The sequence below is a fragment of the Rossellomorea vietnamensis genome (assembly GCF_008180415.1).
Lineage (GTDB): Bacteria > Bacillota > Bacilli > Bacillales > Bacillaceae_B > Rossellomorea > Rossellomorea vietnamensis_C.
Map to the genome: position 1 here is coordinate 60957 of NZ_VTEI01000015.1, position 14972 is coordinate 75928.

Genomic DNA, 14972 nt, shown 5'->3' on the forward strand with positions numbered 1-14972 from the left:
TCATCATTCTGTTTAGATATCCATTTCCCAGCGTTCCTTCTGGGTTTTTTTCAGCTGTTCTTCCGTTTCCTTAGGATGGACAGTGCGGAATTTATGGTGATCCGCCGGGATGATTTCGATCATTTTTTCGATCATATCCTGCGGGTCGAACTGGTCTTCCAGTCCTTTTTGCTGCTCTGTGATGTCTTCTATTGGTGTAAGATTTTTGTCTTCATCGAACCATTTGAAAATTTCTTCAGCGCTTCGTTTGTTGAAGCCTGTTTCGAAGGCACCAGGGTTGATGGTTGCGACCTGGACACCAAATTGCTCCAGTTCATTTCTTAGAGTCTGCGCAATTCCTTCCACCGCATGTTTTGTGGCTGTGTAAGGACCGACATATGGTGTTGCGGAAATGCCTGCCATGGAACTCATGAAAATGATCTTTCCGCTTTTCTTCTTCATGAATTTCTGAGCGGCAATCTGAACCGTTTCAAGTGTTCCAAAAACGTTGACTTCAAATAATGCGCGGAACCTGTCCATAGGTACCTCTGCCAACGGGCCGCCTTCGTTGATGGCCGCGTTTGCAACGAATACATCAAAGTCGTAGTCTTCGATCTGGGCGCGGTCCCGTGGATTGGTGATATCAAGCTTGAATACTTCCATATCCAATCCCTGATCCTCTGCTTCTCTCATAAGGTCCGTTTTCTGTGGTGTTATCTCTGTCGTCGCAATGATGCGGTGGCCTTTCTTCGCAAGCCCTAGTGCTGCACCACGTGCCAGCCCGCTTCCTGCGCCGGTAATGAATATTGTCTTGCTCATTTAGAATTCCTCCTATTTGAGTGTCTTCTATCATCTTCCCGGAAAAATAGGCGGTGAAACGTGCTGCAGTGCTTTGTACTTTAATACGGTAAAGGGTTTAATCGGGCTGACATTCAGGGAATATGTTAGAAATTGATTTAGGAGGAAATCTCATGAAGCTGCATAATGGAAGCCTCTATTGGCCGACTACTTTTACCCCAACAGAAAATGAAGAGAAGGCTTTCCTGCCGGATGACCACTATGATGCCGTCATCGCAGGTGCCGGGCTGTCCGGTGTTCTGTGTGCTTATACACTAGTGGAGGCAGGATTGAAAGTGGCATTGGTGGATAAGCGGGCGGCCGGAGCGGGAAGTTCCTCTGCCAATACAGGTCTTTTGCAATACTCGAACGACATCATGCTTCATGAGCTGATCAATCAAATTGGCGAAAATCGTGCTGTCACCTTTTATAAGTTATGCTTGGAGGCTGTCGACCATTTGGAAAAAGCGGCTGATTCAATACCTTTTGATGTGGATTTTAAAAGAAGAAACAGCATATGTTTTGCAAGCAAGGAAGAAGATGCTGGGAAGCTTCATGATGAATATGAGGCTTTGAAGAAACATGGTTTTCCTGTTCATTTTTGGACTGATAAGGATTTAGAGAAACATATGCCGTTTACAAAACCGGCGGCGCTGGTTACACAACGCGATGCTGAGGTGAACCCTTATCGATTTGTAATGGGGATTATGCAGTTCTTAAGGGAGCATGGGGCCGATCTCTTTGAACATACTGAAGTCACCAACACGGTAGAAAAGGAAGATTATATAGTACTTGAAACCTCCCGGGGGAACCTGAAAGCAAAACATGTAATATTCTGCACGGGGTACGAAGCGTCGATGGCGGGTAAGAGTCTGGGCACGAAGATCAACCGCTCCTATGCTATTGCCACTGAGCCGGTTGCTGATCTTTCAGCCTGGTGGGACAGAGCTTTGATCTGGGAAACGGACAGGCCTTATTTTTATTTGCGGACAACCAATGATAACCGCATTATTGCCGGCGGCTTGGATGAGGAAATTCCTCATGCTCCGGAAAGCCGGGAAATCATTGACAGGCATGGCAAAAGGATTGCTGATGAAATCAGAAAGCTGTTTCCCCATCTCGATATTGCTATCTCCCATGCCTGGGGTGCAAGCTTCGGCGAGTCACTGGACAACCTGCCATTCATCGGATTAGTCCCGGGAAAAGAACGAACCTACTGTCTCCTTGGGTATGGAGGAAATGGGACGGTCTACAGCATGCTCGGGGCGAAGATACTAGCAGATCTGCTTCAGGGAAATGTCACTGAAGGGGCAGATATTGTTAAGCTGGAGCGTTAGAAAAAGACTAAGCTGACAGATTCCTTTAAAACTTTAAGCACAAAGAGAGACTGTCCTTTTCTCGCTTTAAAATAGTAAAGAGAGGTGTCCCGCTTTTACGGGACACCTCTCTTATTTGGTTCTGCTTATTTTACAAGATACACACGCGCTTCATACGGACGGAGCTCCACTTGATTGATGTCTTCTTCTCCATCCACCTCATAGTTGCCTATGAACAGTTCTTTGCTGCCGCCTTGGAGTTCTGCCGGCAGTTCAAACACCGGTGTGTCAGCTGAGAAGTTCAGCATGACGATCATTTTCACACCCTCGTACTCTCTTACATAAGCATAAATTTTATCATGGTCAGGCATGAGGAGGTCATAAGAACCGTACACCATGATCGGGTTTTCTTTGCGCAGTTCAATCAACTTTTTATAGTAATGGAAAACAGAATTTGGGTCCTCCACAGCCTGCTTTGCATTGATTTCTGTATAGTTCGGGTTCACCTGCAGCCAAGGAGTTCCTGTTGTAAAGCCGCCATGCTCACTGTCATCCCATTGAACCGGGGTCCTGGCATTGTCCCGGCCTTTTACATAGATGGATTTCATGACTTTTTCATGGTCTTCCCCATTTTCAATGACCTTTTCACGGTACATATTCTTTATCTCAATGTCCTCGTAATCATTGATTGAATTGAACTTAACATTTGTCATACCAAGTTCCTCGCCCTGGTAAATGTACGGAGTTCCTTTCAGGGTATGAAGGAATGTCGCCAGCATTTTCGCAGATTCCACCCGGTACTCTTTGTCATTTCCAAAGCGTGACACCATGCGCGGCTGGTCGTGGTTATTCAGGTATAGACTATTCCAGCCTTCCTGTTCCAGCCCTTTTTGCCACTTTGTGAAGCTGTCGCGAAGGTCGCTTAATTTCAGTGGGCGGAGATCCCATTTTCCGCCCGGCCCTGAGTCCAGGTCAACATGTTCAAATTGAAAGACCATGTTGACTTCTTTTCTGTCTTCCGCTGTATAAAGCTTAGCTTCTTCCACATTGGCGCCCGGCATCTCACCGACTGTCATAACATCATAGCCGGAAAGGGCCTTTTCATGCATTTCCTGCAAATAGTCATGTATCTTTGGTCCGTTCATATAATAATCGCCGCCTGGAGCATATTTCCGTCCCTCAGGTAATGGTGCATCCGGCAGGCCATCCACTTTTGAAATGAAATTAATGACATCCATACGGAAGCCGTCAATTCCTTTATCCAGCCAAAATTTCATCATGTCATAGATTTCTTCTCTCAGTTTGGGATTCTCCCAGTTTAAATCCGGCTGTTTTTTACTGAAAAGGTGAAGGAAATATTCTTCAGTCTGTTCATCATACTGCCAAGCAGAACCGCTGAAGCAGGATTCCCAGTTATTCGGTTCTTTCCCGTCTTTTCCTTCCCTCCAGATGTAGTAATCACGGTAAGGATTGTCCTTTGATTTCCTTGATTCCACGAACCATGCATGTTCATCCGAGCTGTGGTTCACGACAAGGTCCATGATCAATTTAAGTCCGCGCTTATGCATTTCTTCCAAAAGGCGGTCCCAATCATCCATTGTGCCGAATTCGTCCATGATGCCGCGGTAATCACTGATGTCATAGCCATTATCATCATTCGGGGATTGGTACACAGGCGATAACCAGATGACATCGATTCCCAGCTCTTTCAGATAATCCAGTTTTGAAATGATTCCATTGATATCGCCTACCCCATCACCGTTCGAATCCATGAAGCTTCGAGGATAAATTTGATAAACGACCGCTTCTTTCCACCATTGTTTGCTCATATATTGTGTCTCTCCTTTTCTAGTAAAATAATGATTTTATTATATCATGCAAACGGTTGCATTGATAGTCTGGGCTTCCCCATATTCATATGGGGAAACCGTCCAAACTTATTTCTTTTAGATTGTTCCGCAGAGGTTGTGACCGTTAAAAAAGATTTCCGCTCCAGCCGCACGACTCCGCGAGGCGGGTGGTGAAAACGCTTGCAACAATAGAGGGAATATCAGGAAAGCATCCAGCACACAAAAAAAGACAGCCCGCGTGGCTGTCTCTTCCTTTTCTATTAAGCTTCGGGTTCAAATGTCTGGCAGTCCGTTTCTTCACTTTTCCTCGGTTTGCTGCTGCTATGGCTGCTGACGAAAATCTGATCAGCCGTGCACTTTCGGCCATCTCTGTTGTATACACAGTTATTGACTTCGCATAAAACATCCTGTGCCATAACTGTACACCTCCTTATTTTTAGTAGAACGTATTCTCTAAATAATAGTTGGAGAAGATTGTACCTTTAATTGATATATACCCATATGAAAGATTATTAACCTCTTTCCCCCTCTTCTATTAAAAAAGCGCAAGCGCCCCTTTCCAGCGGGTTCAGTATTATGGATAGTAAAAAGAGGAAAAAAATTCCCTTAATTACTTAAAAACATTGAAGGCAGCTAAAATAGAGGAAGAAATTTCCCTTATTCAACTTAATACACTAAAAAAATGTGTTTTTTTGTCATATAAGAGAAAACTCTTCCTTTATTTACTCTCGAATAAGCTTGGCTTTGTATTTAACGGAAAAAAGTTCCCTTATTTTCATCGCTGGTAATTAAGGAAATGAAAGACAGCTTTCGCAATAAGGTCCACTCCATCAAGCGTCCTCCCAGCGGAGCAGGGTTTCTTAAAACGAAAGCCAACCACTCTCTCCTAATACCCGAAGCGTAAATCCAATTCTTTTAAAACAGCCATTTAAAAAGGACTCCACGTATAGACCATGGAGCCCTCTTTACAAAAGAACCATTATTCCTCTTTCTCTTCCAAATCTTCAATCAGGCTTTTCATTTCCGCAATTTCCTCACGCTGGGCTTCAATGATTTCTTTCGATAGTTCTTCAACCCGCGGATCGTCTATGTCAGCACGTTCACTGGTCATAATTGCGATAGAATGGTGCGGAATCATTGCTTCCATATAATCCTGGTCGTCCACGGTCGCCTGGCTGCGAAGAAGGGAAAGCGAGACGATGAAGATGAGGACACTTCCAGCTATGATCCCGATATTGACCTTCTTATTCTTCAGCATGTGCGTCATGAAGGCCAGCATGATGACAGCCATCGTCGCTCCCATTAATAATGCCATGTAGGCCCTTGTTTCACTGAAGAAAATATGATCAATTTTATATGTGCTTAAATACTTGAACAGGAACATGACAATGGTCGACGTCAGCACCATCGCTCCAAACCTTAGATAGGGTTTCATAAAATTCACTCCTTTGAAATCTGGTCTATATTACTACTACCCGGATTTTAAAGGAGTATTCTTAGATTACTTTCGCACTTTAAAGCACGAATGCGCCGCAAAGGACCAGCCCTTTCGGAGCGTTTGTGTACTACGGTGAAGTTAAACTCCACTTATATAATGTATAACTTGTACTTCCAGATGCACTGAAGGTAATGCTTTGGTCATTTGGCGATGGATAGATACGAGAAGTGAAGCATTCTTCCCCGCCATTCAAGAAGACTTCTATGGAAGAGGTATCGAGGAAAACCCTCAAAGAAGTCAATTCCTCCATCTGGCATTGCCGTTTTTCCACGGTGCCATCAACATAGCTCTTACGTTCTAAAGTAAACAGCTTGGTCCCTGGATTATACATGACCCTGCAGCCATCACCAAAGGCAATATCCATCCAGCCGCCTTCAAATGAAATATCGGTCAATTCCAGTTCGACTGCGTTTCCTTCCACACCTTCAAAACTGCAATTTTCTTTAATAAGGTTAACCGAGTATTCCAGAGCCTTACCATTCCGCAACTCTGCAAGCTCCTCGAGCGGCACCTGATGAACCTTCCCATCCACCAGCTTCAGCTCTCTCGGTATCGTCATGCAGTGCAGCCACTTATGCTCAACCGTCGGATGCTCCTGCTCATTCTGATCGGGCACGCTCATCCAGGCAAACAACAGCCTCCTGCCCTTGTGGTCAAGTGTCGTCTGCGGAGCATAGAAATCGAAACCCCTGTCCAGTTCATCAAACTCTCCGTGCTGATATTCACCGGCTTCCGGATCAAACTGCCCAATCACATAGCCCGCCTGGTAGACATTTTGATAACGTATTCCGCTCGGTTCCAGCCCTTGTGGAGAAAAAACAAGGATATCCTGTTCATCAAGAGAAAACAGATCGGGGCATTCAAACATATATCCAAAGTAACCAAGCTTGCCGTTATCTCCGCCAGCAATGATTCCCTCATAGCTCCAATCCATCAAATCGGTTGATTTTAAAAGAGCAGCTGCTCCATTTAATGCTTCCGTCTGGGCACCAACCACCATGAAATAGCGGCCGTCCTGCTCCCAGACTTTAGGATCACGGAAATGAGGCGTGAGTCCTTGAGGCAGGTCCACTACAGGACCTTTTTTATCAAAATGGACAGCATCCTCTGAAACAGCAAGGCACTGATAGGTCTCCCGGTTTCCCTCATCATCTTTTACATTGCCCGTATAAAAGGCATAAAGTTTACCCTCATGCTCAATAGCACTTCCAGAATAGCAGCCATTTTTTTCATACCACTTGGAAGGTGCCAACGCAATTTCTTCATGTTTCCAATGGACAAGATCCTCAGAAGAATAATGCCCCCAGAACTTGGCTCCGTGACCGGTCTTAAAAGGCATCCATTGATAATAAAGATGATAGACACCATTAAATTCGATGAAGCCGTTGGGATCATTCAGCAGCCCGGCCGGCGGCATGAGGTGGTACTTCAGACGATAAGGATCTTCCTCCACTAGACGGCGGTTTTTTTCCATTTCTTTATAAGCTTGTGACCTTAACTCCTGGTCCCTTGTCATTTGCGTGAGCCTCCTCCGCCGAGGTGCTGTTTTACCTCTTCCAGTGTCGGCAGGGCGGTCATCGCTCCTTTTGTCGAAGCGGCAAGCGCACCTGAAATCGCGGCAAAGGCAGCCATCTCTGCTGCTGCCTCAATCGGCAGGCTTTGAATATCCCCTTCATATTCATGAAGCTGATAGAGCATGCCGGATACAAAAGCATCGCCCGCACCCGTTGTATCCACCGCCTGTACCTTCATGGCTGGAACATGTCTATGTCCATCCTTGGTATAGACGCGGCATCCTTCCGCCCCCATTGTAATGATCATCAGAGGAATATTGTAAGGCTTCATTTTTTCAAGCCCTGCCTCAAAATCACTCACACCTGTAATGAACTCCAATTCCTCTTCAGAGATTTTGAGGAAATCTGTCTGATCCAGCATGCTTTCGATGACAGTTCTGGCATTTTCCTCTGAATCCCACAATCCCAGCCTTAGGTTAGGGTCATAAGAAACCAGCATCCCATTTTCCTTAGCAAGCTTCACTGCGTGATGTGTTGCTTCTTTGGCCGGACTGGAGATCATCGAAATTGAACCGAAGTGAAGAATCTGATGCGAAACAAAATCTTCTTCTTTAATATCATCAGCTGTAAGAAAGCGGTCTGCACTTGGATCGATATAAAAGTCGAAGCTTCTTTCGCCATCCTCAGCATTGGTGACAAACACGACACCCGTCCTTGTATCCCGGGTCAAGTACAGCTGTTCCGTCCCCACTCCGTAATCTGTCAGGGTTTTTTGTAAAAACTCCCCCAATACATCCTTGCCCACTTTTCCTAAAAACGAAGACCTGGCACCCAATCGCGCCAATCCTACAGAAACATTGGCAGGTGCACCGCCGGGGCTTTTTTGATAGGAAATATTCTCTTTATCTAAAGGGATAAAATCGATAAGTGCTTCTCCAAGCGAGATGATTCCATTTTTCATGTATGTGTTCCTCCCATTCATTTTTTAAAAGGCTGTTTCCGCATGGCTATTTTATAAGTAATGGATTTCCGCTCCAGGCGCATGACTCCGCGGGGCGCCCTGTCTCACCTGTCCCGCTAGTCCCGCAGGAGGTCGCGGGCCTTCCGCTTCAATCCTCCTCCGTAAAATGGGGAGGAGGATAATAAAGCATTTAAAAGCAACAATCTTCTTTTAGAAAACAGCCTTTTTTAAAGATAACATTGTAGATTGAAAATTAGCGAGCGTTTCTGAATCCAGCTCCAGCGCCCGAGGGTCCGTACCCACCGGAACAGACTTAGCCCCTCGGGGCTGAAAGGGGCGCTTGCGCTTTTGTTGAATCCAGCTCCAGCGCCCAGCCCCTCGGGGTCAAATAACCCCGGGAGAATAAAAGGAAAGACCCTCTTTTTTTCTCCCGGGAACATTTGCCTGTCGGGGCTGAAAGGGGGCGCTTCCGCTTTTTATGTAAGGAAGGGGCTGACCCTGAAATGAAGTCAACCCCGTTTCTATTTTATTAAGGATTATTTGCTGTCTTCTTTCCAGCCCAGTAAAAGGGTTGCCGCAAAAGCGCCAGCAGCTGCAATGATAAATCCGATTCCATAGTTGATTGGATCTTGAACAATCGCAAACAAAGGAACACCGGTTAAGCCTATACCGTTGGCTGCCACCTGGGTGAAGACCACATACGCCCCGCCAAGCGCACCGCCGATTGCTGCTGCAATGAACGGGCGGCGGTATTTCAAATTGACCCCGAATATCGCTGGCTCGGTGATTCCCAGGAATGCTGAGAATCCTGCAGGCAATGCGATTTCTTTCGTCTTTTTGTTTTTCGTTCTGAAGAATACCGCTAAAGTCGCTCCACCTTGCGCAACGTTTGCCATTGCCCAGATCGGCAGAAGGTAGTTTGCCCCGATATTAGCCAGAAGTTCAGCCTCAATGGCATGGAAGCTGTGGTGTACACCTGTCAGAACGATGGTCGAGTATAATCCGCCGAAAACCAAACCGGCGATTGGGCCTGCTGTGTTATACACAACATCCAGCACCGTTGTAATCCCGTTACCAAGAGTTCTTCCAAGCGGACCAACGACCAGCATGGCCACGAAGCCTGTCCCAATAATGGTCAAGAATGGCGTCACAAGCAGGTCTACTGCATTCGGAACGACCTTGCGCAATCCTTTTTCCAGTTTTGACATGATATAAACCGTTAATAACACAGGAATAACCGTTCCTTGATACCCTAACATTTCAACTCCAAATCCGAAGAAATCAAGTGTGGATGGCTCTGCATCAGCGAGTCCCCAAGGATTCAGCAGGTTAGGGTGTGTCATGATACCTCCTATGACTGCACCCAGATACGCAGTTCCGCCAAACTCTTTCGCTGCACTGAAACCGATCAGGATCGGTAGAATAATAAAGGCAGCAGAGGAGAACATATCGAGCATGACGAATAGTCCGCTGTCAGAATCCACCCAGTTGTATGTGTTCATAAGTCCAAGTAGACCCATCAGCATACCAGCTGCCACGATGGCCGGAATGATTGGCACAAATATATTCGACAGGGTTCTGGCGAAGCGGGCAAACGGATTCATTTTCTTTTTCGCCGCATCTTTATGGGACACTCCTTCTTTTGGAGAATCATCATCCATCGAAGCCCCAACCAGTGGTCCGAAATGCTGATACACCTTATTGACGGTTCCTGTACCGAAGATGACCTGGAATTGGCCTGAGCTTGAAAAAGCCCCCTTTACTCCATCCAATTCTTCAATGGCCCCTTTTTCTATTTTGCTTTCATCGTCTATCACTAAACGCAGGCGGGTGGCACAATGAGTGGCACTAATGACATTCTCTTTACCGCCTAACAATTCAACGAGCTGCTTAGCAGTTTCCTGATGATTCATGATGTATTCCTCCTTATTGAGTTCAAGGATTTTGTCCAATAAAAAAAGGCAAGACCTAAAATATATAAGAAATGACTGGAGGTAGGTCAAAGAGAGACGATCTACCTGTGCCGTCTTATACATTCTAGGTCTTGCCTGCATTATCAGTAACAATCCCGCACTATTTATTTATACTCAATTTTATAACATGAAAACGCTGTCGTCAACACTATTTATTTTAGCAATCTTTGGATGTGCAGGGCGATGTAGGCTACCTCAGAATGAGGAAAGCTGATTTCATATTCCTTGCTTAAAAAGTCCAATGTCTTCCCGGATATCTCAAAAGCTTCTTTGTACTTCACCTTGATCAGTTCCAGCATATCCTCATCAATCGGGGAGAACTGGCCGCCTGTTTCAATGCGGTTCAAGGCGAATCGGAGGTGTGTGATGAGCCTCTGGTAATCGATACTGGACTCTTCGATTTTTTTGCCCATCAGTATCTCTACTTCCGTAACAAAATCCTTTAAAATGGACGCTTGCTTTAAGGACTCTCCCATTGAGGGGGCATCCATTTTGGCGGTGTGGATATGAAGAGCAATATGCGCTGCCTCATCCTCAGGGATTTCAACACCAAGCTTTTCAAGGATACGTTCCTTGGCCCACAGGCCGATCTCATATTCTTTCCGGTACAGCATCCTGATTTCGCTCAGCAGTTTATTTTGAATGGGGATCCCTTGCTGCAGCCGTTCCAGGGCAAAAGAAAGGTGATCCGTCAAAGCAATATGGATATGATCACTTAAGGGCGCTTTTAAATAGCCCTCGGCGTAACTGATGATATCTTCAGCCACTTCAATGTGGCTCTCAGGCAATGTAGCCAGCAGCTGTTGAAATTTCTCGGAAGAAGTTTCCCGCAAAACGAAAATCTTCTCAATCCTATCCTTTGGAACAATATCATTCCTTTTCTTCTGAAAAGCAATGCCGCTGCCCATAACGATTTTCTCCTGAGGTCCATCTATTACAACCACAGCATTATTGTTCAGCACTCTAAAAATCCTCATTAAAACCCTCCGCACACATACTTCTTTTAATATTACCATCCATTTGCGAAATAATGCCATCCCCACGCTCGCCTGTGTTCGCTGTCTTTATTGCTTCACCGCACTGAAAGGGACAGTCCCTTTTAGCGTTTAAAACTTTACCATACGAAGAGGGACTGTCCACGGGTGTTGATTAACCACAATATGTAAAATAAACGGTTTCATTAGACAAAAAAAACCACCCTCCTTTAGAATGATTGTTACCGCTAACAACACAAAAAGGAGAGTGGTTTCATTGACTAACTTTAACAAACTTTCTGAGATTCTTCAAACTTTCATTACGGATGAGGAAGTAGCCGACCTTTGTGAGAAGTGGGGGTATGAAGACACAGCCAGGAAGTTATCAGCCCACGATCTAATACGATTTTTTGTTATATCCTCTGCGAAAAAATGGGAANCACGGGTGTTGATTAACCACAATATGTAAAATAAACGGTTTCATTAGACAAAAAAAACCACCCTCCTTTAGAATGATTGTTACCGCTAACAACACAAAAAGGAGAGTGGTTTCATTGACTAACTTTAACAAACTTTCTGAGATTCTTCAAACTTTCATTACGGATGAGGAAGTAGCCGACCTTTGTGAGAAGTGGGGGTATGAAGACACAGCCAGGAAGTTATCAGCCCACGATCTAATACGATTTTTTGTTATATCCTCTGCGAAAAAATGGGAAAGTTTTCGAGATGCGGAGACCAAATTGCCAAAGGAAAAAAGTCTGCCTTCCGTTGATCACTCTACCCTCGCTAAGAAAGCTCAAAATGTTCCTTATCAGATTCTCCAAGAATTATTCTCTCGATTAGTAGAACGCTTGGGACGTGGTGCTCGTCGTGCGCTCCTTAAACCCTACAAGCTGTTCGCGGTTGATTCCACAACGATTACATTTCAACACCCGGATATGAGCTGGGCAGGTTACACCCGTACCCGCCACGCTATTCGTCTGCACACCAAATTTGATGTTGAGGAAGGGCAGCCTACTCAGGTGGTATCAACAACTGGTCGGGATCACGATGTCATGGTGGCCCCAAAACTTTATAATGACCTAGAATCTCTCTCCATCATTACCGGAGACAGAGGATATGCAAGGACCAGTGACTTTCAGGATTTACATGAACGTAACCAGTTCTTTGTCATTCGAGTTGCTAAATTTTTTTCTCTTTCTGATGAGATGGAACACAGTATCCCTCTTGAGTCGGGAGGCAAGGTAAAAGTGGACCAAACAGCTTTTATCGGGAAAGGTTCAAGGAAAACAAAGAGTCGATTCCGATTGGTAACATTCACAGACAACGAGGGCAATGAAATTAGAGTGGCGACAAATCTAATGATGATGTCACCGGAAGACATCGCTTATATTTATAAGCTTCGCTGGCAAATCGAGTTGTTCTTCCGTTGGGTAAAAGGCAACCTGGACCTTTCTAACTTATTTGGCAACTCCCCAAACGCTGTTTATAGCCAGGTTTACGGGACTCTTATCAGCTACTTCTTATTACGCTGGGTTTACAATGAAACAAAAGAAGAATGGGAAATCCTGCATTCATACACTTTTATAGAATTTACGCGCCGCTATATAGCGCACACTTTACCGATGGAAGTAAGGTGTGCCATTAAATCACTGTTTGGAAAATGGGGGAGTCTGTGTGTATCTACTGGAAAAATATAGCTAATCAACACCCGTGNACCTGGACCTTTCTAACTTATTTGGCAACTCCCCAAACGCTGTTTATAGCCAGGTTTACGGGACTCTTATCAGCTACTTCTTATTACGCTGGGTTTACAATGAAACAAAAGAAGAATGGGAAATCCTGCATTCATACACTTTTATAGAATTTACGCGCCGCTATATAGCGCACACTTTACCGATGGAAGTAAGGTGTGCCATTAAATCACTGTTTGGAAAATGGGGGAGTCTGTGTGTATCTACTGGAAAAATATAGCTAATCAACACCCGTGAGGGACTGTCCCTCTTCGCACTTTAAAGCACTAAAGCGGCGGCCATACAAAAGGACACCACGCACATAGGCGGGGTGTCCTCTCATTCAGTATTAAAGCTGTGTCAATGTGTTGCTGACCATCATGACGGAAACAATGATCGCGTAGATGATTCCGCCAAGATAAGGGTTTTTAGTGACTCTATAAATTTTACGTGTAATAATGGCCGCCAACGGGATGATGATGACGATCGGGAACAGCCAGATGCCGATGATCGGCGACAGGGTTGAGAAGTAGACATCTCCTTCAATGAAGAAGTGTGTGTACTGAACCACAATCAGGACGGCAGCACTTAATCCGTTGAAAACGGCCATCAGCGCTGTGTTGACCCACTCTTTCCTGCCTCCTGATACATAGTTGAAGCAGTTGATGGCAATGGAATTTGCCACATAGAAAATCAGGAAGAAAGGCAGGAATTTCAGTGCCAGGATAATTTTATCCGGCGTGAAAGCCTTGATGGCGATGACCCAGATACGGAAATCTGTTTTGAAGAAGTAATCGGCTATGAATACTAATCCAAAAGCCGCAATGGTAACAATCAGAGAAAGAACAACCGTTTTACCAAGGGCTCTCCAGCCAATAAAGGCACCCGTTTCTCTTAAATCCATACCTTGTTTCTTGGAGAACAATTTGTAAGACAAGAACAAGATGATTAATGTCACGACTCCCATGACGACAGACCAAACACCGATGTAAAATACCGGAGCCTGCGGAAGGAATGCCGGCCGGTTTTCCATACTCCAATTATAGACACCGAGGTACGACCATCCTGAAATAATCGCACTGACAACCAGGCCGCCCCAGAACCACGCTTTTCCGATTCCTGCCGGAGCCGCTGCTGCCGTTGCTTCTTTAGATGCCCTTAATGATGAGAAGGCCTTTGTTTGCAGCATAACCTTCGTAAAGCTGACAACGAACATGAAGAAGCCGATCAGCCCAAGTAAGTTAAAGAATACCTTGTACTGCCAGATCTGGTTAGAGGCAGAAATCGGATCCGGCGCCCCTACAGTTTCTTCAAAATAATCGAGGCTGCTTTCCACGACAGAAGCTGAGAAGTGGTTCCAAGGATGAATCTGATCAGGATTATAGATGACCCTGACTGCTTCTTCACCTTCCACTTCCTGCTTATACATCATATAGCTCTCGCGCGTTTCGCCTTCTGGATCAGCACCGAAGTTCAAGAAAGACTGCGCGTATTCTGTATCGATATAATCTCTAGGCGGTGTAACCGTTCCATCTTCACCAAGGCTTCTGAAGAAAAACTCATCATATTGAGCTGCGATGATTCCGACATCTCGTGATCCATAATTATTGGTGTATTCCTGAGTGTCATTTCTCATCGACCAATACAACGGTTCAGCCGGGTCGCTAGTGTACATCGCATCGTTCGCCACCAGCAGCACAGAAGAAATCAACTGCTCATCTGCCGGTTTTTTGTTATCTTCAAGAATGGACCAGTTGGCTGCACGGGCTCCGTTGGAATGTCCCGTTATCCCTATATTGGATACATCCACATATGGAAGGTCAGCCATCAGTTCGACCGCATCATACATCCCCGTGCCGCGATTCTGCCAATCCGCTGCTGGGATCGCATCTGAGTTCCCATGCCCGTACATATCAATGGACATGACGACATATCCGCGTCTTGAGTATTCAACAAAATTTAAATCCTGCATCTCTCGGTTGTTGTACCAGCCATGGCTCGTTACAATTCCGGGAGCAGGGTTATCAACTGATGCGCTGTCTGGAACAAATAATAAGGCACTCATCAAGTGGCCTGAAGGAGTTTCCCAGCGCAAGTCTTTCACTGTCACCTTTCCGCCGGATGTCTGTACAAATGAAGCTCCGACCATGCTGATCAGCACAAGAATCAGTGAGATGACGAGAAACTTTTTGGCACTATGCTTCTTTTTCATCTTTTCACCCTCCGTATAATAGTTTTAAGATAAAATTTTCGTGTTACTAAATATTTAATATAGCTTTGTCCTGTTTATGCCTTTAAAACGGGGAATAATTATATGTATTATTATTCCAGAAACAA

The 14972-nt window shown here is 45.2% G+C and carries 11 protein-coding genes; 2 read left to right on the plus strand and 9 right to left on the minus strand.

Features of this window, described 5'->3' with window-relative positions; all coding sequences use genetic code 11:
• Positions 1-12 precede the first annotated feature (12 nt).
• On the minus strand, positions 13-798 hold the full coding sequence (locus FZC78_RS19720) for an SDR family oxidoreductase (protein WP_148941798.1): 786 nt from the start codon (positions 796-798) through the stop codon (positions 13-15).
• Between the two features lie 152 nt (positions 799-950).
• On the opposite strand from FZC78_RS19720, the gene FZC78_RS19725 reads away from it, so the two are divergent.
• Positions 951-2153, plus strand: coding sequence for an NAD(P)/FAD-dependent oxidoreductase (locus FZC78_RS19725; protein ID WP_148941799.1), 1203 nt, complete (start codon positions 951-953; stop codon positions 2151-2153).
• A gap of 125 nt (positions 2154-2278) precedes the next feature.
• On the opposite strand, the gene FZC78_RS19730 is transcribed toward FZC78_RS19725, so the two are convergent.
• The 7 genes from FZC78_RS19730 to FZC78_RS19765 all read right to left on the minus strand — a co-directional run bounded on the left by FZC78_RS19730 (position 2279) and on the right by FZC78_RS19765 (position 10905).
• On the minus strand, positions 2279-3961 hold the full coding sequence (locus tag FZC78_RS19730; RefSeq protein WP_148941800.1) for a glycoside hydrolase family 13 protein: 1683 nt from the start codon (positions 3959-3961) through the stop codon (positions 2279-2281).
• A gap of 281 nt (positions 3962-4242) precedes the next feature.
• The gene (locus FZC78_RS19735; RefSeq protein WP_113926903.1) at positions 4243-4398 is read right to left on the minus strand and encodes a DUF1540 domain-containing protein; all 156 of its coding nucleotides are present in this window, start codon (positions 4396-4398) and stop codon (positions 4243-4245) included.
• Positions 4399-4961: 563 nt separating this feature from the next.
• Positions 4962-5417, minus strand: a complete 456-nt coding sequence (locus FZC78_RS19740) for a DUF305 domain-containing protein (protein WP_148941802.1) — start codon at positions 5415-5417, stop codon at positions 4962-4964.
• Between the two features lie 130 nt (positions 5418-5547).
• Complete coding sequence (locus FZC78_RS19745; RefSeq protein WP_148941803.1) at positions 5548-6996, minus strand: glycoside hydrolase family 32 protein; 1449 nt, start codon at positions 6994-6996, stop codon at positions 5548-5550.
• Positions 6993-7955, minus strand: coding sequence for an aminoimidazole riboside kinase (locus FZC78_RS19750; protein WP_148941804.1), 963 nt, complete (start codon positions 7953-7955; stop codon positions 6993-6995). Before FZC78_RS19750 ends, FZC78_RS19745 begins: the two co-directional genes overlap by 4 nt.
• A gap of 536 nt (positions 7956-8491) precedes the next feature.
• Entirely contained in the window at positions 8492-9868 is a 1377-nt protein-coding gene (locus FZC78_RS19760) for a sucrose-specific PTS transporter subunit IIBC (RefSeq protein WP_148941806.1), read from the minus strand.
• Positions 9869-10080: 212 nt separating this feature from the next.
• Entirely contained in the window at positions 10081-10905 is an 825-nt protein-coding gene (locus FZC78_RS19765) for a PRD domain-containing protein (RefSeq protein ID WP_148941807.1), read from the minus strand.
• 542 nt (positions 10906-11447) lie between these two features.
• On the opposite strand from FZC78_RS19765, the gene FZC78_RS19775 reads away from it, so the two are divergent.
• Complete coding sequence (locus FZC78_RS19775; RefSeq protein WP_252183695.1) at positions 11448-12602, plus strand: IS4 family transposase; 1155 nt, start codon at positions 11448-11450, stop codon at positions 12600-12602.
• A 382-nt stretch (positions 12603-12984) separates the two neighbouring features.
• Here FZC78_RS19775 and FZC78_RS19785 read toward each other — a convergent pair whose 3' ends face one another.
• On the minus strand, positions 12985-14847 hold the full coding sequence (locus FZC78_RS19785; protein WP_187445031.1) for an alpha/beta hydrolase family protein: 1863 nt from the start codon (positions 14845-14847) through the stop codon (positions 12985-12987).
• Positions 14848-14972 lie beyond the last annotated feature (125 nt).

Excerpts from the sequence above, each read along its gene's own strand:
- FZC78_RS19735 (WP_113926903.1), bottom strand. The coding sequence starts at position 4,398 with ATGGCACAGGATGTTTTATGCGAAGTCAATAACTGTGTATACAACAGA.
- FZC78_RS19760 (WP_148941806.1), bottom strand. The coding sequence starts at position 9,868 with ATGAATCATCAGGAAACTGCTAAGCAGCTCGTTGAATTGTTAGGCGGT.
- FZC78_RS19730 (WP_148941800.1), bottom strand. The coding sequence starts at position 3,961 with ATGAGCAAACAATGGTGGAAAGAAGCGGTCGTTTATCAAATTTATCCT.
- FZC78_RS19785 (WP_187445031.1), bottom strand. The coding sequence starts at position 14,847 with ATGAAAAAGAAGCATAGTGCCAAAAAGTTTCTCGTCATCTCACTGATT.
- FZC78_RS19740 (WP_148941802.1), bottom strand. The coding sequence starts at position 5,417 with ATGAAACCCTATCTAAGGTTTGGAGCGATGGTGCTGACGTCGACCATT.
- FZC78_RS19720 (WP_148941798.1), bottom strand. The coding sequence starts at position 798 with ATGAGCAAGACAATATTCATTACCGGCGCAGGAAGCGGGCTGGCACGT.
- FZC78_RS19745 (WP_148941803.1), bottom strand. The coding sequence starts at position 6,996 with ATGACAAGGGACCAGGAGTTAAGGTCACAAGCTTATAAAGAAATGGAA.
- FZC78_RS19750 (WP_148941804.1), bottom strand. The coding sequence starts at position 7,955 with ATGAAAAATGGAATCATCTCGCTTGGAGAAGCACTTATCGATTTTATC.
- FZC78_RS19765 (WP_148941807.1), bottom strand. The coding sequence starts at position 10,905 with ATGAGGATTTTTAGAGTGCTGAACAATAATGCTGTGGTTGTAATAGAT.
- FZC78_RS19725 (WP_148941799.1), top strand. The coding sequence starts at position 951 with ATGAAGCTGCATAATGGAAGCCTCTATTGGCCGACTACTTTTACCCCA.